Source organism: Dorea sp. D27, from assembly GCF_001185345.1.
GTDB lineage: Bacteria > Bacillota > Clostridia > Lachnospirales > Lachnospiraceae > Extibacter.
In genome coordinates this window covers 157,029-176,871 of record NZ_KQ236743.1, presented here as the reverse complement: position 1 = coordinate 176,871, position 19,843 = coordinate 157,029, and the positions used below count along the sequence as shown (strand labels likewise).

Below are 19,843 nucleotides of genomic sequence, written 5' to 3'. Positions count from 1 at the left end.
CTTCCTATCTAATCCTTCTCCGCCTCGTCGTGCTTCATCCATTTCCTTCTTTCTACGAAGCGTCCCATGACAAAGGCTATGATTCCGACGCCAATCCCTGTCTGGACGCAGAAGATCAGGCTTTCTACCTCTCCCGGCAGCTCCCCGCCGAGGAGCGTCTCGAGTACCGGAGTGAACCAAGGCGTATATTCACCATGAATCTCTTCCACCATCACGCTTCCCGCGTCGTCAGACCCGCCGAACTCGGCTCCTCTCTGCGCGAACAACGGGATAACCGCTATGCACAATGCAACAGCCAATAAGATTATTACTGTCTTCGTATTCTTCGTCATCCTACTTTGCCTCCTTCAAAAAACCAATCGCTTTCAGTTCCGGCCTTGCATAGGATTCCAGTCCGATCACTATCACGACCGTCAGAATCCCCTCTATGATGGCAAGGGGAAGCTGCGTCGGCGCGAACACTCCGAGAAATTTCACCGCGGAAGCCGCCACCCCGCCGGATTCAGAAGGATAAGCCAATGCAAGCTGCATGCTCGTCACGCAATATGTAAAGATATCCCCAAGACATGCCGCCAGAAATACGGATACTTTCCTGTTGACTTTAAGCCTGGAACAGAGCTTATAGACACCAAAAGAAAGCAGGGGGCCGGCAACTGCCATAGAAAATGTATTGGCCCCGAGCGTCGTCAGGCCTCCGTGGGCAAGAAGCACCGCCTGGAACAGCAGCACGATGATGCCGAGTATGCTGACTGCCGAAGGACCGAACAATATGGCTCCCAGTCCGGTTCCGGTCATATGCGAACAGCTCCCCGTCACAGACGGTATCTTAAAGGACGATATCACGAAGATAAACGCACCGGCCATCGCTATCAGTGTGATAGATTTCCTGTTCTCTTCCAGTCTTTTTTTCAAAGTAATGAATCCGGCAGCCAGAAATGGAATGCTGACAGCTCCCCATGCGACACAGTAGGATGCGGGAAGATATCCCTCCATGATGTGCATCGCGTTCACAGCCGGTGTGACGGCAAGCAATAGCGCAAAGACTATCGATGCCTTGAGTAAGATCTTTTCTTTTTTTGACATGTTTCTCTCTCCTTTTGTGATGTTCTGAAAATATTCCAGGTTTACCACAAAGTCAAAAGAGATTCGCAGCAAACATCTGGCTATATCCCCGTAACCATCCAAATCCATCTAAAAGCGGGTGTTCTGACTTAGGCATCATCACGGTATTCCGCCTTCCCATAAGTATCCTTACAGTGACCTCATGGAATACCACTCCTCCAATACAGCAACGGGTATTGTGCAGGATTCTCACCTGGCTTCCCCTGCCGTCTTTTTTCAAACGGCCTTCTCTTAAATTGTCTGCTGGATTTGAATTAATTCACTATGAAGTTTAACATAATTTAGCAGAATAAGCAATCAGATATGCTTTTGTCTCTTCCAGGTTCAGACCGCTTTCAGGAGGCCTTCCGATTACGACGAGTACGGCTCCGGTCTCCTTTGCGGCATCCGCCTTTTCCTCGAATCCGCCGGCCTTCCCCGACTCTTTTGTCACAAAGTAGCCAGCCTGTGCATACTGGAGCATGCCCACATTCAGCTCTCGCGAAAAAGGGCCCTGCATGGCGATAAGATGCCTGCCCCTGAAGCCGAGTCCGATACTCTCTTCTACCGCCTCTTTTGTAGACAGGACGCGGGCATAGCACCTGTCTTCATATCCCGGTATCTCTGTATAGTGCCTAAGTTCTTTGCTTCCGGTAGATATGAAGATATTGCCATCCTTCCTCTTCAGGTAATCTACAGCATCTTCCACGGAATCGACCCACACCATCCCATCGGCCGCCTCTATCTGCTGCCGTTCACGCAGACACCGGATATATCCTGTTCCACAAGCTTCACAGGCGCGCCTGATATTCTCCGTAGCCACTGTTGCAAATGGATGGGTCGCGTCGACTGCCAGTGCTATGGCATGTGTCTCTATAAACGTACGGATATCTCCTTCGTCCATCCTCCCCGCGCAGACCGTGATGCTCCCCCCCTCACCTACGCATTCCCTGCCATATTCCGTGGCAGTGCTCACATAAGCGCTGATTCCTTGTCCTCTTAGAAATTCAGCCAGTTCCCTTCCTTCGGTCGTCCCCGCAAACAGCAGTATCTTTCCGCTCATCTTCTTTCTCCTCTTCCCAGCCTTTTCTGCACGTCAAGCATGGAGGCCCGCCTCCGTACCATCGCTAAAAGCACAGCCTGCATCTGTCCCTGACAAGCGCAAATGTAGCCCCCTGTGCACATATCTTCGGCTGAATCAGCTCCCCGTCCGGACAGAGCCGGAGCGCTGCCCGCTCACATACATTATCCACCCCGGTTACCCGTTCTACAAATTCGGAGTGGGAGCTGACCGCCGCTACCGTACTCAGCTCCTGTGCGGTAAATGTATGGAACGGCACTTCGTATTCCTCTGCCAGCGCCCGTAGCCCCGGTTCGCCTTTCTTGAGCTCTATGCTGGCAAATGCCGTTATCTGGCCTGCTTCTATTCTATGTGCCTGCAGCACTTCGCCAAGTCCGGCAGCGAGCTGGCCCATCTGCGTGCCTTTGCGGCAGCCTATGCCTGCCACGATACAAGCTCTGTGCTTCAGCCGCAGCACTGTCTTTTCAGTCCCCTGGCCGGCAGCAGCTCCTTCCTCTGTAATGGCAATTCCATAAGGATACCTCTGCAGTTCTTCCAACGACGTACACGGCTCCAGTTCCTCCGGCCAGGAGCCGTCAATGGGAGACTCGCTGTACAGACCGATTTTCTTCTGATCCAGCACTGCCGCGGATATTTGTTTTGCGAGTTCCCTGCTCCCTATCTTGAGCCCGTTCTTAAGTGCAAACATATCCACGGCAAATGTTTCCTGCACATCTGTTGCCGTCGTTATGACAGGGACTCCCCCTGTGACCCCGGCGAGCACGCGGGCAAGTTCTACCGCCCCTCCCACATGGCCCGACAGGAGGGGGATAATGTACTGCCCTTTCTCGTCCATCACGATGACCGGGGAGTCTGTATACTTATCATGCACCCACGGTGCGATGAGACGTACAGCGATTCCGGCTGCACCTATGAACAAGAACGCATCCTTCCCCCAGAGCGTCCCTATCCATGCTTTCATATCCTCAGGCAGAGGGCGCAGGCTGTACCGGGCCGCGTACTTTTCCGGAGCATAGCCTCTGCAGGCTGTCTGCGTTAGGACAGGCTGCCTGCAGAGTGCAGCGCCAAGCCGGCTGCCTGTATCTGTAAAACTGATTATCGTAAGATTTTTTTCTTCTTTCATGGCTGTATTGTAAGTAAAAACCGTGCGAAAGTCAAGTGTGCCTCCGCAGCTATCCTTCCCAGACAACTATCTCTCCACACGCAATCTTCGCCCCGGATCCGCCGGATGGCTGTGTCCTGTAATCATCCGGCATATCGTGAACGACTACCGTTCTGCCAATCACCTCTTCCGGATAAAACCGTCCGCTATATACGGCCATCCAGGCAATCCCATCCTTTACAAGCAGGCTCGGCAGATCTCCCGCATGTCCTGGGTGCTCCTGGTTCTCCGGATTATAATGCGCCTCTGCATCTGCAAAAGGATCTTCTGCGTTTCCTGTGCAGGAGCCGCCTTCATGGATATGAAACCCGAGAAAACCTCCGGCATCCTTTTCTGTCTTCCCTGTTATTCCGTATACTTCCGCCACGACTACCGTGCCTCCATATGTACTGTAAAAATAGACGTTCCCCCTGATATCACCGTATCCCGGCGCGCCCATAAGCTTTGCATGTGCCATCGGCATCTCCCTTTTGAATTCTTCCAATATCTTGACCCTCCACTCCTGTGAAATATTGAACCTGCTCCAATATGATATGCGGAAACCGGCATAATGTTTCTGGTTTAGAAATATAATTACACAAATCATCGTACGATACGGAGCCATTATGAAACATCTCTCATTATACAAGAAGTGGGGAAAGATACTCCTTCTCTTTGCCGCCGCCTTTTTTATCGGCACCATGGGGGCAAAGGCTGTGGAGCACTTTACCGGGGAAGCGGTGCAGACTGCGGCAGACGGGAACTGGGGCCTGAGCTTCCAGGAGGACGGACAGCCGCCTGCTGCCAACGCTACAGCCGATGAGCTGAAACAATTTGATGCGTTTTACAAAAGCAGTACGGAGGACAAAGTAATCTACCTGACTTTTGACTGCGGTTATGAAAACGGAAACACGGCGCCGATTCTGGACGCGTTGAAAAAGCATAAAGTACCGGCCGCTTTTTTTGTCGTAGGCAACTTTATAACTGAAAATCCCGAGCTGATCAAACGGATGAATGACGAAGGCCACATCGTCGGCAACCATACATATACCCACCCTGACATGTCTAAAATCTCCACAAAAGAAGCATTTTCAGAAGAACTGGGTAAAGTAGAAACCATCTATAAGGATATTACAGGGGAAGAGATGACGAAGTATTACCGGCCTCCTCAAGGAAAATACAGCGAAGGCAATCTACAGATGGCGAAAGATATGGGGTATAAGACCTTTTTCTGGAGCCTCGCTTACGTGGACTGGTACCAGGATGACCAGCCGACCAAAGAGGAAGCCTATGACAAGCTGCTGAACCGGATCCATCCCGGAGCTATCGTCCTCCTCCACAGCACCTCTTCCACAAACGCGGAAATCCTCGACGAGCTCCTCACCAAATGGGAAGAGATGGGCTATACGTTCCAGTCCCTTGACAAGCTGCCGAAAGCGGAATGACCCGTTGCGTGACGGCTGCATGCGTCCTTGCAAAGCAGGCTTATCTCTGCTATTGTAATAATAGATGAGGAGGTATGTGTATCATGTTGGAACGATTGTTAAAGTATCCGGGATTTGTATACCGCATCGGCGGAACATACTATTATCTCGGAAAGTGGATCTGTAAAGAATGTACGGATACAGAGGTGACCGACTGTGTGGCCATGTATGAAATGTGCCGGTCGGAACACGAAGAGGCAGAGGCAGGGATGTACTTCCACAAGCTTCGCGCATACAGCGATTTTGCACTGGACGTTCCCTACAATCCGGCGCTGATCAAGGCCGGTATGACTGACCTTGTGGATGGGCTGTCTCCGGACGCCTGGAAATGCCTCGACAGCCAGATACAGCATTTTGCAGAAGATTACAGAAAATACTGCGGAGAGCTGCCGGTATAAAAGAGATAGTACAAATCCTGCACAAAGAGGCCAAATCGGCATCTGAGTGCAGGATTTATCTATGTAGCCGTCTTAATTCCCGCTGTCTTCTGCTCACCGGGCTGTCCGCAGACCGACACGATATAGCGTATAAGTGCATAGATGGTCAGCACCGCCGCGATTACGGTCTCTATGAGCACCACGTACTGCAGAAACGGCAGCGGTGAACCCATGTTCGCGAGGCATGACATTGTCATCTTCATACCGATTGCCGTGATGACGAACGGGAAGGTGAATGCCGAATAGCTCGGATAAAAGTTCATCTTCAGGAAACGGGGGAGCCTTACCAGCACCACCACATATATCAAACTGGAAAGCACCGCCAGAAACCCTACCATAGCAATGGATTTTGGCTGCACCGACTGTATGTATCCCGCCAGGCACAGGCTGGCCGGGGCAGTATAGATACAGAATAGTGGCTGCACCGGTTCCGGCATCTTTCTGTATTTCAAATAGCGGTATGTAACGAGGGCCAGAAGCACGAGAAGCGCGGCAAAGCCGAACCAGAACAGGACTGTCCCGATACCCGTCTGTCCAAAAGCCGGGGCCGTGACACTGGCAACTGCTATCCCCACATATACGATGTAATAGCTGGCATATACCTTCGTCATGTCAAGATGCACGATAAACCTCACGGTAAAATAGATTATGAGCACAATATGAAGTATAATTGCTGCATACCATATAAGATCCGCCCCTCCGTTCAGATAGGGCTTGGCATAACCGGCCAGGAGCATGAGCGCCATCGTAAATGTACCGGACACGCTCGCTATGACCGGATTCTTCATATCTTCCGCAAACAGTTTCGGATACAGGATTACTTTCAGCAGGATAAGCAGTCCTGTCACGGCAGCCACCGCTCCGCAGACGAGACGGACTCCTTCAGAATAAGACTGAAGGAGATTGCCGAGCGCGGCCATTCCCAGCATCACGCCGGTCACAGGCAAGGGTATTCGTCTAATCATCTCCATCCCCCCTATCCATCTATGTTCGTAAGGCCTTTTTCGCGGATGATCATATCCGCGACTTTTCCGGCTACCATACCAGTGAAACGGATGCACTGCTCTTTATGTTCGCCTTGTGCCATATCAAATTCTTTTGTCAGAATCCTGCAGCAGAGCGCATTCTTGCCATTTGCCGCCTTGAACCAGTCGTGCAGTTCTTTGGACAGCCGGAGCGTCTCTTCTACCTGCGGATCCTTCTGCACGGTTCTTCCGAACACGAGTCCGATTGCCATAACTCCGCCGGACACTGCTCCGCACAGACATTTGGAACGGCCGATTCCGACCGGGAACCCGGAAGCCATAGATACGACCACTTCCGGCACATCGATTTCAAAGTTGCTGCGGATGGAGCTCACCACCGCTTCGGAGCAGAAGAATCCTCCCCGGAACAAGTCTTCTGCGTCTTTCGTAATTTTAGCTACGCTCACTTCGTTCTTCAAATTCATACTTTCATTCCTCCTGTCGCGTAATATATATCATCTGTACTACATGCTTATCTTATCGTATCCAAGCCAGTCTGTCTTATTGATTAATTACACGTATGTCTGGAATTATTGATGAATTCTATATGTGCGGCACAGGCTGCAGGATCACTGTTCTGCACAGATGCTGCCGTCTGTGAATGTTATCGTATCTCCTGTTCCTGATAAAATAAAGGATGTGCCTTCTCCGGAGGGTCTTTATTACATAGAAAACGCAGCTTCCTACGTAATAAAAAAATCCCGGTCTGCTTCTACAGCTAACCGAGACTTTTTCGTTACAGGGGATGAGGGAATCGAACCCCCGCCAAAGGTTTTGGAGACCCCTATCATACCACTTGACCAATCCCCTAAGTGATATTGCTCACTAGATATTTATATCATATGACACACTCTTTTGTCAATGAAAATTTGCCCTGAATTACTCCTCCATTTCAACGAGCAGATAAAACCCTTTTTCTGTCTTTTCGATTTTCTTGATAATCCCCCGGCGCGACTTGATTCTCTCGGATGTCCTGTAGATGCCTGACATGGCGATGGATGGTTCCACGAGGTATGTATACTGTCCGGTGACAGCGCTTCTTTCGCTCACCTCGACTTCCTGCCCTTCTTCGACGAGTCCTTCTCTTTCCATCTTGAAACGTTCTGTTCTCATGTTCGGTTCAATCCCTTCTGTAAAATAATCTGATATAAATGCCCTGTGGGAATTAATTATACTCCTTTGCTATTTTAATTACAATACGATCCACGCTACGCTTCCGACCTTCCACAGGTCCTTATCATCTCTTCAATTTAATTGCTGGCGCCAGCACATAAATCAATAAACAACTGCATCAGTGGACTGATCCATTTGTTTTTATGGTGTCCGCAGACGGCAGTGATCGTCGTTTCAGTTAGCTCCGTTGGTATCTCCACAAGGCTTCCGTCGCTCAATTCTTCCTGTACGGAAAAACGTGGCAGATAAGAGATGCCAACATCATTTTTTACAAGATTTTTGATTGTTGGAATACTCCAAAGCTCAATCGTGTGGTCGAGCATGATGGACTTCTCCCGGAGGTACTGTTCAAATAGCTGCCGGAATACACAGCTCGGCTCATTGATGATAAACGGCACAGGTATCTGCTGATTGGTTGTAATGAAATCGCGATATTGTTTTTTTGTTTTCTGTGATGCTACCAGCGCCAGCGAATAGGTGCCAAAGAAATAGGTGGTAAGGCTCGTACCGAAGCCGCCCACACAGTTATAGAATACGCCGATGTCCAGAGAACCGGCCACCAGTTCATCCCGTATGTCATAGCAGTTCATGGAGCGCAGGAATAGCCGCGCTTTAGGTGCTTTCTTATGAAATTCCTTCAGAATTGCGGGCAGATGAAAACACAGCAACGTCTCTCCAACGCCAACGCGAAGATCACCTTGGCACTCAGCGAGATCATCTTCAAAATTGCGCAACCTGTCCACGGAGGATAGGACTTCATTTACATAGGGAATTAAGTGCTCGCCAGCCTTGGTGAGCACCATTCTTCTGCCTATTTTTTCAAAGAGGCTGGTGGAAAGTTCCTGCTCCAACTGCCCAATTTGAAAGGTAATGGTAGATTGGGTATAGCCCAGCCTGTCGGCGGCCTTGGAAAATCCCCCCTCTTCCACGATGACGCGAAAAGTGTTCAGGTATTTTAAGTCCATATCGCTGCCTCCAAATACTTCAATAAAATCAAATTATTATTTCGATTATTTCAATTATACAAAATTATTCTTTGGCTGTATTATAAAGGAAGAACAGGAGGGTTGCAAGTGTTATTTCAAATTATTGTTTCTTATCTGCCCTACACGCTAGTGACGGCTTTTACGCCGGGACCAAACAACATCGTCGCGCTCTATGCGGTCAGTCAGAACGGCTGGCGCAAGGGCAAGAATGTCCTTTTAGGAATTGCTGCAGGCTTCTTGTGTGTTATGGTAGTCTGTGCGGTGTTCTGCTATGAGTTGGCAAGATATGTGCCATCTATGGCAGGCGTACTCAAATATGTAGGTGCTGCTTACATTGTTTACCTCGCCATTTATGTAGCTTTGAGCAAGCCGGGAGATACGGAGGACAAACAAATATCCTTTATGAAAGGCTTTCTGCTGGAGTTCGCCAATGTAAAAATCATCCTTTACTCGATTACGGTCTACACAGGCTATGTGATGCCTTATGACAAGAATTTAAGCGTTTTGCTCATTCACGCATTTATGATAACGGTCATTGGGGTGGCAGGTACTATCACATGGGCTGCGGCTGGCGGTGCATTTCAAAAGTTTCTGACGAAATATTACCGCACGTTCAATATCGTTATGGCGCTTGTATTACTGTGGTGCGCCATATCGCTGGCATTTGATTGATTAGGGCCGGCGACAGCGTAGACTGCCGTATCATAATCTCTATCGGCAAGAACATCTTATTTAACCGTAATATCTTTCACGATTAAGGGAGGAAACGAATATGACGAAAAAAATATATTATGATGCACTTTACCAGCAAGAATTTGACGCTGCCGTTATACGGCAGGATGTACGAAATGGAAAGGTTCAAGTGGTACTAGACAAAACACTGTTCTATCCGGGTGGCGGGGGCCAGCCCTGTGATTTTGGAACGCTGAACAGCAGTCCCGTCGAGGATGTTTATGAGCGAAACGGAGAGATTGTTCATGTGTTGGACAAACCGCTCACAAGGGAAACCGCTCACGGCAAGATTGACTGGAAACGGCGCTTTGAACTGATGCAGCAGCATCTCGGCCAGCATATTCTCTCCGCTGTGTTTGTCCGGGACTATGGCCTTAATACCATCGGTCTGCGCTTGGAGCAGGATGCTTTATCCATCGATCTTGACGGCTATGTGAAAGAGGAAACCGCCGCCCTTTTGGAAACTGCCGCAAATCAGGTTATTTATGAAAACATCCCAGTCGATGTTCTTTTTCCAAGCTTGGAGGAAATACAGCGTAATTCAAGGCGGGATGTTCCGCAGACAGATAAGGCAATCCGTATCGTAAAAATCGCAGAGTTAGATTACACGCCCTGTTGTGGTCTGCAAAACAAGTACACTGGCGAGGTCGGCATTATTAAAATACAGCGCATCGACACTCATAAAAGCGGTTCGCGCATCCATTTTCTCTGTGGGCAGCCGGCGCTGCGTTGGGTGTGCACCCTCTGCGGGAATGCTATGCACTTAATGCGGGAATTGAATTGTAATGAAACGGAGCTGAAGGAGCGGGTGATGAAACAACGGAGTGAGGTACTGGTATTAAAAGACGAAAGACAGGCTCTTTTGAACCGTTTGTCTGCGTCCGAAGTGTCCGGTCTGCTCCGAAATGCACCTCATATCGGCGAGATTACTCTGGTAAAACACCTCTTGCCAGACACTACAAAGGAGGAAATGAGGCAGCTCTTTGTTCTTCTGACGGAGCAAAAGGGGGTTGCCGTGTTGCTCGGTGGAAAGACCGCCGCCGGCGCGTTACTGATGTTTGGATGCAGCAAGGCAGAAAAGCGCATCGACGTGCTGCCTGCGTTCAAAGACGCTATCGCTGAGATTGGAGGAAAAGGCGGTGGCAGGGCCTGCTACGCACAAGGGTTTGGGCTGGATACTGAACGACTCTCAACGGCCGTTGAAATAGCAGGTAAAATCATAGAAAAACAGTTGAATGGACAAAAAGGAGAAAGCGTATGAGTAAGAAAGCATATTTGGCAGAGGGCTGTGAGAAGTGTGGTTTTCCATTTTCTCATGCCACAGAGGCAGACGGTGTGGTTTATGTATCCGGGCAGCCTTCCATGGATTTAGTTACCAGCCATTTCATTGACGGAACATTTGAGGAACAATTCAAAAAATGCTTTGCCAATCTGGACGAGGCTCTGAAGGCTGCCGGACTTACCCGTGACGATGTGGTGAAGTGTACCGTGTTTTTAATCGATATGCGGGATTTCCCGGCTATGAACAAGCTGTATGCAGAACAGTTTGTCGCTCCCTATCCGGCGCGTTCCTGCTTCTCTGTAACAGGTTTGCCCATGGGCGCGCGGGTTGAGGTTGAAATGATTGCACATAGAAACTAATCGCCACGACAGAAAAGGCTTTCCGGCTATCTGTCCCTAAAAATCCGGGTTGAGGATAGCACAAAAGTTGCTGTTTTTTATAGCAACGGCGTAATTCGTTTTATTGAAAGCGTGGCATTTGTAAGCGAAGCCAGCTCAAAGGCTGCAGCACCGGTGGAACGAAACGCCAAATCAACCTGCCCGCTCAGAAATTCAATGACACTACCTTGTATGATAGTGTTACCGGTTGTAGAAAGTGTGCCATATTGCAATGTGGAGTCAATGAAACTGCCGTTTTGCCGTACTCCCCCGGTGATTGTCTGGTCTGGTATCTCTACTGAAGCTATTCGAATCATATAGTTGATTTCGTATTCCCCTGGTATATAAATCTGCAATTCATTCTGGTTAGTCCCAACATTGAAGGATGGCATAAAATAATTGAACTGTATCTGTTCAACTTGATTGCTGACAGTAAAATCAAACGATTGGACAGTGTCGGAATATAGACCGCCAAATGCAGTTTCCATTACCTTTCCATTGATTTCCACTGTAGCAGGATTGTCGTATAAGAAAATATTTAAATTGGGGGATATAAAGTTCAAATCTTCTCCAAACCTTATGGGTATTGGACCACCGTTTCCATTGATATAGAACAAGACATCTCCTGGATTAAAGGTACCTTCCGGCCCCTGCTCCCCCTGTGAACCAGGCTCTCCTTGTGGACCTGGTTCTCCTTGTGGACCGGGTTCTCCTTGTGAACCAGGTTCCCCCTGCGGGCCAGGTTCTCCTTGCGGACCTGGTTCTCCCTGCAAACCAGGAATGCCCTGTGGACCTGGTTCCCCTTGTGGACCGGATTCCCCTTGCGGGCCGGGTCCCCCCTTTGGACCTGGTTCCCCTTGTGGACCGGGTACGCCCTGTGGGCCGGGCTCCCCTTGTGGACCAGGTTCCCCCTGTGGGCCACGGCAGCACCCGCAGTTGCAGCAATCACAACTATTATTATGGAGCTTTTCATTCCTACAGTCACTGTTATTATATATATTCATGATAGTATCCTTCCTGCTCAAATGTGCAAAGCAATATGTGTATCGAATATTTAATATAAGTTTATGCTCCATTCTGGCAGGTAGTTACCGCTTACTTTATACTGGATTGCCAATGCAATCACTCCAGGCTCTCTTTCAGAATATCCCTGATTTCATCCTTTGACAGAACCTTATAACCGCCTTCCATAACAAAAGTGCTCTGTACGAGGTCATCCAGCATGTCTTCTGTCACGCCAAGTTCCTTCGTGTTCATGACGCCCCGTCCTCCATGATATTCTTGCCTCCCTCTTTTAAAATTGTAACTACTTTGTCATAGATTCCGTACTTCTTGATGGAACCGCCGTCGTACACGAGCTGAACATTCCTCCCATATTTCGGCAGTTCTTCCCGAAGATGCTCCAGAGAGCCTTCTCCAAAATAAAGTTTCGTCGGGTTCGAATATGCTATATTTCCTAACATCGCTTAATCTCTCCTTTTTTACTTGTTTGAGTCTGTTAATCTACTTCCCGCCACCATCTTGTATCATAACTGTCCGCATTATCCAGCTTCACCGTCTCACATATCATTGGCGTAACGACCGCAAGCTCTCTCTCTTCTCCCGCTTTAACAAATCTCTCCGCCGGGTCATTCCACGGATGTTCTGCCAGGGTAAATGCGCCCCAGTGTATCGGCATGGCAGCCTTTGCTCCTAGCATAGCGGCCGCCTGTATGGATTCCTCTGGAAACATATGGACGTCCGGCCACCTCATGTCATACTGCGCACAATCCAGCATCACAAAGTCAAAATCCCCGTACTTTTCATGTATTGCCTGAAAATGAGCTCCGTATCCCGTATCCCCGCTCTCAAATATCTGCACAGATTCCGTCTTGAATACCCACGATGCCCACAATGCCGCGTTCCGGTCATCAATGCTCCTGCCGGAATAATGCCTTGCAGGAGTGCATCCAATCGTAAGCCCCTGAACCTGCGTCTCTTCCCACCATGCCATATTCGTTATCTTATCCGGGGCAATCCCCCATCTCTCCAGATGGTTCTCAACGCCAAGCGGCACAACGTAGCGGTCCACTTTACTGTCCATATCTCTTAACGTGCGGTAGTCCATATGGTCATAATGGTCGTGTGATAATACGATGACATCAATATCAGGCAGCTCTTCCGCCGTGATGGATGGACGGCTGAAACGTCTGCCTCCTGCAAAAGAAACCGGTGAGCTCCTTTGGCTGAATACAGGGTCTATCAGGATATTCAGCCCGTCTGTCTGCAGAAGCAAAGAGGAGTGTCCAAACCATGTGACCTGTACCCGCCCGGACGTTCCGCCATTGTCAAATTCCGGCTGCTCGGTCGGAATGCTGTCTTCCGGTTTCGTTCCTTTTTGAGACATGATGTTGTCGTCATCCGACGTCTCCTCTGCCATAATCTGAAATGGTTCTGTATTGTGGAACACTCCGTCAGCAAAATGGCTATAAGTATACAGGCAATGATCAATAGCACCCTTATCATCTTATGTTCCGCTATATGTTTTTTCATGAATCCTCCTGTCCGTACGGGAGCCTTTTCGTCCATAGTCACACCGCTTTTCCCATCCTATACGCCTTCCCCAGTATATCGGGGCGCTCCATGATATCCTTCCCTTCTGAGACGCCTCCTGCATGCAGCACTCCTTTCAGTTCCACCTGGTCGAAGCAGGAGACAAAGCCCTCTATGTCTTTTATGGAACCCTCCGCAGCGGTCTCATCTTTTTCTGCTGAAGCCAGCAGCAGATACACTTCCCTGAAAGCATATTCCGAAGGGAACATCGGGTTCAGACGGTCCAGCAGCGTCTTCATCTGGCCGCTTACGCTGTAAAAGTACACCGGTGAAGCAAAAACAAGCACATCTGCTGCTTTTATGTGTGCAATCATATCGTATACATCATCGTGGATGACGCACTTCTGCGTCTTCTGGCAGATAAGGCAGCCTCTGCAGAACTCTATCCGCTTATCTGCAAGACCTATCTTCTGCACACTGGCTCCCGCCTCCACGGCGCCCCGGATAAATGCATCCGCCAGCGCTTCGCTGTTGCTCCCTCCATGTAAGCTCGTCGTAATTACACATATCTTTTTACTCATCCTTATCCTTCCTCTCTGATTCAGATTCTATCCGTATCTCTCCATCCAGACGCTCTATCTCGTCCGCCCCTGATATCACATCCCCGAGCTTATAGAGACCAGCGGCTCCATCACAGCGGTCATAGAACATGACCACATCTTTCCATGGCTCATAGTAGGCCAGCAGACCGGCCGGCCCCTCTGCCAGTGGCGTGCCGCCGGTGTCGAGTTCTTCGGGCGGGTAGAATATCTTCTCATTGTCACTGTAGTTCTCCACCTGCACGGTTAAGGGGAGCTGATGATAAAGGCTCTCAGCCGCAGAACTGTCATTCAGCCGGAATACGATGCTCTGGCCGTCACTTCCCCGGACGCTTATCCGCCTTACATTGTCCTTGTTTGCCGCCGGATCAGCGGTATCCGACGCTGCATCATTATAGCTTCCGGCACTGTCCTCCGACTTCTGTGCGGGGCTGCTGCATCCTGACAATGGAACTGACATCAGTACTGCCAGAAAGAAACAGGTCAATTTTTTCACTCCCACACCTCCTACGTCTCTATCATCTTAATGACCTTGGCCGGCACGCCGCCTACGACCGTGTTCATTGGCACGTCACCGGCTACCACCGCACCGGCTGCTACTACAGCACCGTCACCAATCGTTACACCCGGCAGTATCGTTGCATTCGCCCCAATCCAGACACATTTCCCGATATGCACCGGCGCCGGTATCATGTCTGCCCGGTGGGCGGGATCCATGTTGTGGTTCAACGTTGCCAGGACTACATTGTGTCCAATCAGGCACCCGTCACCAATCGTGATACCTCCCTGGTCCTGCACTTTGCATCCTCCGTTGAAAAAGACATGTTTTCCTATGCGCAGATTCTTTCCGCAGTCCGTATAAAATGGGGGAAACATGTGAAAGGTTTCATCCACTTCCTTTCCGATAAGTTCTGCAAAGATTTCCCTGATTTCTTCCGGCGTGTGATAATTCCCGTTTAATTCAGCCGTCAGCCGCAGGGCCTCTTGGGAAAGGCGAGTCATGCATAGATGCTCTTCCGAGCCTGCCACTACCTTCTGGCCGCTGTTCATATAATTCAGAAATTCCTGTAATTCCATCGCGTTTATTCTCCTTTTCCTATTTCGGCTCATCTTTCTGCCATGTATCCTTCATCCAATTTCATTGTATGTCACGATAAACAATATATCAAATTCCTATATTAAATATCATTTCATACTTGACGGGTATACATTAAACTGCTACTATTTTCTCACCAACACATATGGAGGAATGTATCTATGGATATCCGAGTACTCAATTATTTTCTTACAGTCGCCAGGGAAGAGAGCATCTCCAAAGCTGCCCATACACTTCACATGACTCAGCCGCCCTTGTCCAGAGCCCTCATGGAGCTGGAAGAAGAAATCGGAAAGCAGCTGCTGATTAGAGGAAGCCGGAAGATAACGCTGACCGAAGAAGGTCTGCTGCTTCGTAAGAGAGCTGCCGAAATCATTGCTCTTGTCAAAAAGACAGAGGACGAATTAGCTGCACCTGACTCGTCAGATCTTCAGGGGGATATCTACATCGGCTGCGGAGAGACCGATGCCATGCGTCTCATTGCTAGAACCGCGACAAAGCTGCGGAAGCAGTTTCCAGGCATCAAATACCATCTTTCCAGCGGAAACGCCGAAGATCTCCATGACAAGCTGGAAAAAGGGCTCTTTGATTTTGCCGTACTCATCGAGGCTTCGGACATCAAGAATTACGATTACATCCGCATTCCTGCAGTTGACGTATGGGGGCTGCTCATGCGAAAGGATCATCCTCTCGCAGAACGCAGCGAGATCCGCCCGGAGGACTTATGGGATCTTACCCTCCTGACTTCCAGACAGGCCGCATCTAACAATGAATTCTCGGGCTGGCTTAAAAAGGATTTCAACCAGCTGAATATCACCGGCACCTACAACCTTGTCTATAATGCTTCTCTTATGGTAGAGGAAGGCTTTGCGTGTGCCCTGACCCTGGACGGACTTGTCGATACCGGAAGTGGCAGCAGCCTCTGCTTCCGGCCCCTGTCCCCGCGAAAAACCGCAAGCATGCATATGGTATGGAAAAAAAATCAGAGATTTACGAAAGCGGCCCAAAGATTTCTGGAACAGATTCAACATGATTTTTCATTATTAGATGTGTAATATTACCCGCAGGCAAAATGCAACACATCAGAAGCAATCTCAAGACTGGCCGCCGTGCCACGCCGATGCCGCAAGATGCAGCCGGCTGGAACGAATGAGATATGCTGCCGCCGGGAACATTAAACAGTAAAGGAGGAGGGAAGAATATGAATCATTTGATAAATGAAAAATCCCCATATCTATTACAACATGCGGAAAACCCGGTAAACTGGTACCCATGGGGTGCAGAAGCATTTGAACGTGCAAAAACAGAAGATCTGCCGGTCTTTCTAAGTATTGGATACTCAACCTGTCACTGGTGCCATGTGATGGCGCATGAATCTTTTGAAGATGAGGAAGTAGCGGAGCTCCTGAACAGCCATTTTGTCTGTATCAAAGTCGACCGGGAAGAACGACCGGATATCGACTCCGTATACATGGCCGCCTGTCAGGCTGTAACCGGCGCCGGAGGATGGCCGCTCACAGCGATTCTAATGCCAGACCAGAAGCCTTTTTTTCTGGGAACCTATATTCCAAAGCATCCACGATACGGACAGACAGGGCTTCTGGAGCTGTTACAGAAAGTCCATCTGCTCTGGAGCCGGGACAGGGAGAAGCTTTTAGAGACCGGCCAGCAAATCGCCCACTTTATATCCACTTCCGGCCACACATCCGGGGAAACTCCGGACAGAGTTATATTGAAGCAGGCGGTAGATTTATATAAACAGCAATATGACAGACAATGGGGCGGTTTTGGCAGTGCGCCGAAATTCCCGTCTCCCCATAATCTCTTGTTCCTTCTTGATTATAGTATTTTGGAAGGCGACGACAAAGCACTTGAGATGGCTCTTCACACCTTGGACGCTATGGCCCGCGGAGGAATAAACGATCAGATCGGAGGCGGTTTTTCCCGCTATTCTACTGATGAGAGATGGCTCGTCCCACATTTTGAGAAAATGCTCTATGACAATGCCCTGCTCGCCATTTCTTATCTCGAGGCATACCAGATTACAAAAGTGAACTCATACGCTGATACGGCGACAAGGACACTGGATTACGTATTAAGAGAACTGACCGGCCCGGAAGGGGAGTTCTATTGCGGCCAGGATGCAGACAGCGACGGCGTAGAAGGCAAATATTATTATTTCACCAAGGAGGAAGTTCTTGAAGTATTAGGCTCTAAAGACGGTGAAGAATTCTGTCGAATTTATGACATTACTTCAGAGGGGAATTTTGAAGGCAACTGTATCCCTAACCGGATAGAGTCGGACCAAAATCCCTGGCCGTCTGATGATGCACGTCTGAAAAAGCTATATGGATACCGCCTTGACCGCGTCTCTTTGCACAGAGATGATAAAGTCATACTGTCCTGGAACGGCTGGATGATTATCGCGATGGCAAGAGCCGCTCAGACAACAAAGGACAGCCGCTATCGGAACGCTGCCGTACGCGCCTGCCAATTTATCAAACAGTATATGACCGACAGCCGTGGCAGACTTTATCTGCGCTGGCGAAAGGGTGAGGCGGCGACTCCCGGCCAGCTGGATGATTACGCCGTCTTTGGTCTGGCACTCATAGAGCTTTACCGCACGACATATGAGCCGGAGTATCTGGAAGACGCCTTACACTTTGCCGCCCAGATGACAGACCTTTTTGAAGATAAGGTAAACAGGGGATATTTTCTCACTGCTTCAGATGCTGAAGTTCTCATTACACGCCCAAAAGAGACTTACGACGGTGCAATTCCATCGGGCAACTCAGCCGCGGCAGTCTTGCTGGTCCAGTTAGCCCAGTATACGTGCGATGTACTCTGGCAGGAGGCACGGGAACGGCAGATCAGATATCTTGCCGGAAGCATAAAAAAATACCCTGCAGGCCATAGCTTTGGACTTCTGGCTCTGATAAAGGTCCTTTATCCGGCCAGGGAACTAGTCTGTGTATCGGCTGACAGCGAATTGCCAGAGACATTACGGCATTACCTGATGGATAACAATGCTATAAATCTGTCCGTCATCCTCAAAACGAAGGAAAACGCAGCAACGCTTGAGAAGGCCCTTCCCTACGTAAAGGATTATCCGATACCTGGTAAGGGGGCCATGTACTATCTATGCAAAAACGGGGTGTGCATGGCTCCGGTAGAAGATATAAGCAAGCAGTCCACACTGACCGCATATTGATATATGAGATTTCCCCCCGAAACACAGAATAGGAAAATACAGAGAAATCCCTGCATCCCCTTTATTTGGGGAAATGCAGGGATTTTAAATTTGACTTGAAAAGCAGGGCAAACATCCACTAAGTATACTTAAAACATAATTCAAACAATGTCCGATGCTGCTGTGAATCATAGCAGCTGATAGCCAAAACACACACCGCCTCCACCTGATTTTTTCACCTGGTACATAGACATATCCGCCTTGTGAAGGAGTTCCTCTGCTGTGCGCCCGTCTTCAGGGAAACATGCAACACCGATACTGGTATTGCAGAAGACACTTCCTGCCGTCAGCTTCCAGGGCTTCTTAAAACGGGTGAGGACAAAGCGGGCGAGATTCTGGATATTCTCTTTTGTGATGGATTCACCACCGATAATTGCCACGAATTCATCTCCACCATTTCGGTAAATGCTGTCCTTTAGTAAAGGAATACCAGAGAAAAATTTACCCAGCATAACCAAAAGCTCGTCACCGGCATCATGTCCAAAATTATCGTTTACTTTTTTAAAGCCGTCAATATCGAAAAACAGCAGATAACCCTTTTCATTGTCGGTGGCAAGATCAATGCGTTTTTTACAGTCGTTTACCAACATCCTGCGGTTGGGAAGATCTGTCAGGGCATCATAGTTAGCCATATATTCAATCAGAGCTTCTTTCTCTTTGTTATCGGTAATATCAGCACTGCTCACCACATGGGCCAGACGGCCGTCTATCCACCGGAATGCCGCACTGAACACACGGAACCACGATCCGTCAAAAGGGCGTTGATAATCCCAGGTATATACCTTGGTGGGTTTTCCCTGGTCATCAATCAAATTTCTTTCCGGACAAAACTCACAGGGACCATTCTGACCGGGAAAAAGAACTTCCCAGCATTTCCTGCCGTGGAATTGTTCCCGTCCCCCGTAAGGTTCAGCCATAGATCTATTCACATACAGGATATCATGCGTATAAAAATCATTGACATAAATATCAATCCCTGTATTATCAAGTATATTTTCTAGTGAAGCATGTGAGCGGGAGAGCATGTACTGATACATTCTCACGTTTATATACCTGACCAGCATGGGAATTATAACAGCCAATGACACTGTGGCATCCTCCGTGAGTTTTTCTTCCGGGCCCGTGTTAAAGAAAACGATCAGACCATAGATGCACAAGCTTTCATCTGTTATAGGCGCTATTGTCAGTGAAGAAGCCGCAAACATAGTGAGCAGTTTGGTTTCGCAAAGCGTATTATGTTCATTGCGGATGATATGAGAAACCGCTTTTTGAGTCAAATAACTGCGCTGCCCGGTCGTCAGTTCACTAGCAGAAATGCTCTGGGGAAGAGCGGTCTGGTTTAGAGCAACGTTTTCCATCAGATTAAAATGCTCAGAATGACCCGCCTCATACACGGCGCCGTATGTAAAAGAGAAGCTGTCACAAATCATTTTCAAAGATTTGCTGACAGCCTCTGTATTAAATTGATTTTCTGCCAGAAGGAAAGCTATATTCGAGAGAAGCATTTCGTATGATTCCTGCATCATCTTTATCTCCTTGTTCATATA

General features: G+C 48.9%; 23 protein-coding genes, 1 tRNA gene, 1 pseudogene and 1 riboswitch. Of the genes and pseudogenes, 7 read left to right on the top strand and 18 right to left on the bottom strand.

Translation table 11 applies throughout. The features are described 5' to 3' along the window. Nucleotides 1–8: 8 nt before the first annotated feature. From HMPREF0980_RS00855 to HMPREF0980_RS00830, 5 genes are all read right to left on the bottom strand, one after another. On the bottom strand, nucleotides 9–332 hold the full coding sequence (locus tag HMPREF0980_RS00855) for an energy-coupling factor ABC transporter substrate-binding protein (protein WP_049727278.1): 324 nt from the start codon (nucleotides 330–332) through the stop codon (nucleotides 9–11). A gap of 1 nt (nucleotide 333) precedes the next feature. Then, nucleotides 334–1,083 (bottom strand): energy-coupling factor ABC transporter permease, encoded by a 750-nt coding sequence (locus HMPREF0980_RS00850; protein WP_049727277.1) that lies wholly within the window; start codon nucleotides 1,081–1,083, stop codon nucleotides 334–336. A gap of 96 nt (nucleotides 1,084–1,179) precedes the next feature. Continuing rightward, nucleotides 1,180–1,370: riboswitch (cobalamin riboswitch) on the bottom strand. 23 nt (nucleotides 1,371–1,393) lie between these two features. Continuing rightward, nucleotides 1,394–2,164 (bottom strand): precorrin-6A reductase, encoded by a 771-nt coding sequence (gene cobK / locus HMPREF0980_RS00840; RefSeq protein WP_049727275.1) that lies wholly within the window; start codon nucleotides 2,162–2,164, stop codon nucleotides 1,394–1,396. A 64-nt stretch (nucleotides 2,165–2,228) separates the two neighbouring features. Then, nucleotides 2,229–3,371 (bottom strand): cobalt-precorrin 5A hydrolase, encoded by a 1,143-nt coding sequence (locus tag HMPREF0980_RS00835; RefSeq protein ID WP_049727274.1) that lies wholly within the window; start codon nucleotides 3,369–3,371, stop codon nucleotides 2,229–2,231. Next, complete coding sequence (locus tag HMPREF0980_RS00830; protein WP_084002664.1) at nucleotides 3,355–3,807, bottom strand: superoxide dismutase family protein; 453 nt, start codon at nucleotides 3,805–3,807, stop codon at nucleotides 3,355–3,357. Before HMPREF0980_RS00830 ends, HMPREF0980_RS00835 begins: the two co-directional genes overlap by 17 nt. 142 nt (nucleotides 3,808–3,949) lie before the next feature. On the opposite strand from HMPREF0980_RS00830, the gene pdaA reads away from it, so the two are divergent. After that, nucleotides 3,950–4,768: a delta-lactam-biosynthetic de-N-acetylase gene (pdaA, locus tag HMPREF0980_RS00825; RefSeq protein ID WP_049727273.1), complete on the top strand. Its 819-nt coding sequence runs from the start codon at nucleotides 3,950–3,952 to the stop codon at nucleotides 4,766–4,768. An 83-nt stretch (nucleotides 4,769–4,851) separates the two neighbouring features. Next, a complete protein-coding gene (locus HMPREF0980_RS00820; RefSeq protein ID WP_242847313.1) occupies nucleotides 4,852–5,205 on the top strand; it encodes a hypothetical protein in 354 nt (117 codons plus the stop codon). Nucleotides 5,206–5,264: 59 nt separating this feature from the next. Here HMPREF0980_RS00820 and HMPREF0980_RS00815 read toward each other — a convergent pair whose 3' ends face one another. The 5 genes from HMPREF0980_RS00815 to HMPREF0980_RS00795 all read right to left on the bottom strand — a co-directional run bounded on the left by HMPREF0980_RS00815 (nucleotide 5,265) and on the right by HMPREF0980_RS00795 (nucleotide 8,407). Further along, nucleotides 5,265–6,209, bottom strand: coding sequence for a TDT family transporter (locus tag HMPREF0980_RS00815; RefSeq protein WP_049727272.1), 945 nt, complete (start codon nucleotides 6,207–6,209; stop codon nucleotides 5,265–5,267). Nucleotides 6,210–6,220: 11 nt separating this feature from the next. Next, nucleotides 6,221–6,694 carry a C-GCAxxG-C-C family protein gene (locus HMPREF0980_RS00810; RefSeq protein ID WP_049727271.1) on the bottom strand — a complete coding sequence of 158 codons (474 nt, stop codon included), beginning with the start codon at nucleotides 6,692–6,694 and terminating at the stop codon, nucleotides 6,221–6,223. Between the two features lie 314 nt (nucleotides 6,695–7,008). Beyond that, a tRNA-Trp gene (locus HMPREF0980_RS00805) sits at nucleotides 7,009–7,079 on the bottom strand. A 69-nt stretch (nucleotides 7,080–7,148) separates the two neighbouring features. Continuing rightward, nucleotides 7,149–7,382, bottom strand: coding sequence for a hypothetical protein (locus tag HMPREF0980_RS00800; protein ID WP_049727270.1), 234 nt, complete (start codon nucleotides 7,380–7,382; stop codon nucleotides 7,149–7,151). A gap of 137 nt (nucleotides 7,383–7,519) precedes the next feature. After that, nucleotides 7,520–8,407 (bottom strand): LysR family transcriptional regulator, encoded by an 888-nt coding sequence (locus HMPREF0980_RS00795; protein WP_049727269.1) that lies wholly within the window; start codon nucleotides 8,405–8,407, stop codon nucleotides 7,520–7,522. 108 nt (nucleotides 8,408–8,515) lie between these two features. Here HMPREF0980_RS00795 and HMPREF0980_RS00790 point away from each other — a divergent pair, with 108 nt between their 5' ends. The 3 genes from HMPREF0980_RS00790 to HMPREF0980_RS00780 all read left to right on the top strand — a co-directional run bounded on the left by HMPREF0980_RS00790 (nucleotide 8,516) and on the right by HMPREF0980_RS00780 (nucleotide 10,801). Further along, nucleotides 8,516–9,100, top strand: a complete 585-nt coding sequence (locus HMPREF0980_RS00790; RefSeq protein WP_049727268.1) for a LysE family transporter — start codon at nucleotides 8,516–8,518, stop codon at nucleotides 9,098–9,100. 100 nt (nucleotides 9,101–9,200) lie between these two features. Next, the gene (locus HMPREF0980_RS00785; protein ID WP_049727267.1) at nucleotides 9,201–10,421 is read left to right on the top strand and encodes an alanyl-tRNA editing protein; all 1,221 of its coding nucleotides are present in this window, start codon (nucleotides 9,201–9,203) and stop codon (nucleotides 10,419–10,421) included. After that, on the top strand, nucleotides 10,418–10,801 hold the full coding sequence (locus HMPREF0980_RS00780) for a RidA family protein (RefSeq protein WP_049727266.1): 384 nt from the start codon (nucleotides 10,418–10,420) through the stop codon (nucleotides 10,799–10,801). The genes HMPREF0980_RS00785 and HMPREF0980_RS00780 overlap by 4 nt, the downstream gene beginning before the upstream one ends. 77 nt (nucleotides 10,802–10,878) lie before the next feature. Here the strand turns inward: HMPREF0980_RS00780 and HMPREF0980_RS00775 are convergent, their stop codons facing one another. From HMPREF0980_RS00775 to HMPREF0980_RS00750, 7 genes and pseudogenes are all read right to left on the bottom strand, one after another. Further along, on the bottom strand, nucleotides 10,879–11,592 hold the full coding sequence (locus HMPREF0980_RS00775) for a collagen-like protein (protein ID WP_242847312.1): 714 nt from the start codon (nucleotides 11,590–11,592) through the stop codon (nucleotides 10,879–10,881). A gap of 349 nt (nucleotides 11,593–11,941) precedes the next feature. Beyond that, nucleotides 11,942–12,076, bottom strand: coding sequence for an iron-containing alcohol dehydrogenase (locus HMPREF0980_RS19565; protein ID WP_147629764.1), 135 nt, complete (start codon nucleotides 12,074–12,076; stop codon nucleotides 11,942–11,944). An 8-nt stretch (nucleotides 12,077–12,084) separates the two neighbouring features. Continuing rightward, nucleotides 12,085–12,282: pseudogene (locus HMPREF0980_RS00770) on the bottom strand (iron-containing alcohol dehydrogenase); the annotation flags it as partial. Nucleotides 12,283–12,317: 35 nt separating this feature from the next. Further along, nucleotides 12,318–13,238: an MBL fold metallo-hydrolase gene (locus tag HMPREF0980_RS00765; RefSeq protein ID WP_049727264.1), complete on the bottom strand. Its 921-nt coding sequence runs from the start codon at nucleotides 13,236–13,238 to the stop codon at nucleotides 12,318–12,320. Nucleotides 13,239–13,389: 151 nt separating this feature from the next. Beyond that, a complete protein-coding gene (locus HMPREF0980_RS00760; protein ID WP_049727263.1) occupies nucleotides 13,390–13,932 on the bottom strand; it encodes a flavodoxin family protein in 543 nt (180 codons plus the stop codon). Continuing rightward, nucleotides 13,925–14,446, bottom strand: a complete 522-nt coding sequence (locus HMPREF0980_RS00755) for a cyclophilin-like fold protein (protein WP_242847311.1) — start codon at nucleotides 14,444–14,446, stop codon at nucleotides 13,925–13,927. The genes HMPREF0980_RS00760 and HMPREF0980_RS00755 overlap by 8 nt, the downstream gene beginning before the upstream one ends. 11 nt (nucleotides 14,447–14,457) lie before the next feature. Then, nucleotides 14,458–15,027, bottom strand: a complete 570-nt coding sequence (locus tag HMPREF0980_RS00750) for a DapH/DapD/GlmU-related protein (protein ID WP_049727262.1) — start codon at nucleotides 15,025–15,027, stop codon at nucleotides 14,458–14,460. 180 nt (nucleotides 15,028–15,207) lie between these two features. Here HMPREF0980_RS00750 and HMPREF0980_RS00745 point away from each other — a divergent pair, with 180 nt between their 5' ends. Next, the gene (locus HMPREF0980_RS00745) at nucleotides 15,208–16,101 is read left to right on the top strand and encodes a LysR family transcriptional regulator (protein ID WP_049727261.1); all 894 of its coding nucleotides are present in this window, start codon (nucleotides 15,208–15,210) and stop codon (nucleotides 16,099–16,101) included. Nucleotides 16,102–16,247: 146 nt separating this feature from the next. Beyond that, complete coding sequence (locus HMPREF0980_RS00740; RefSeq protein ID WP_049727260.1) at nucleotides 16,248–18,257, top strand: thioredoxin domain-containing protein; 2,010 nt, start codon at nucleotides 16,248–16,250, stop codon at nucleotides 18,255–18,257. A 167-nt stretch (nucleotides 18,258–18,424) separates the two neighbouring features. On the opposite strand, the gene HMPREF0980_RS00735 is transcribed toward HMPREF0980_RS00740, so the two are convergent. Further along, nucleotides 18,425–19,822, bottom strand: coding sequence for a sensor domain-containing diguanylate cyclase (locus tag HMPREF0980_RS00735; protein ID WP_049727259.1), 1,398 nt, complete (start codon nucleotides 19,820–19,822; stop codon nucleotides 18,425–18,427). Nucleotides 19,823–19,843: the final 21 nt, after the last annotated feature.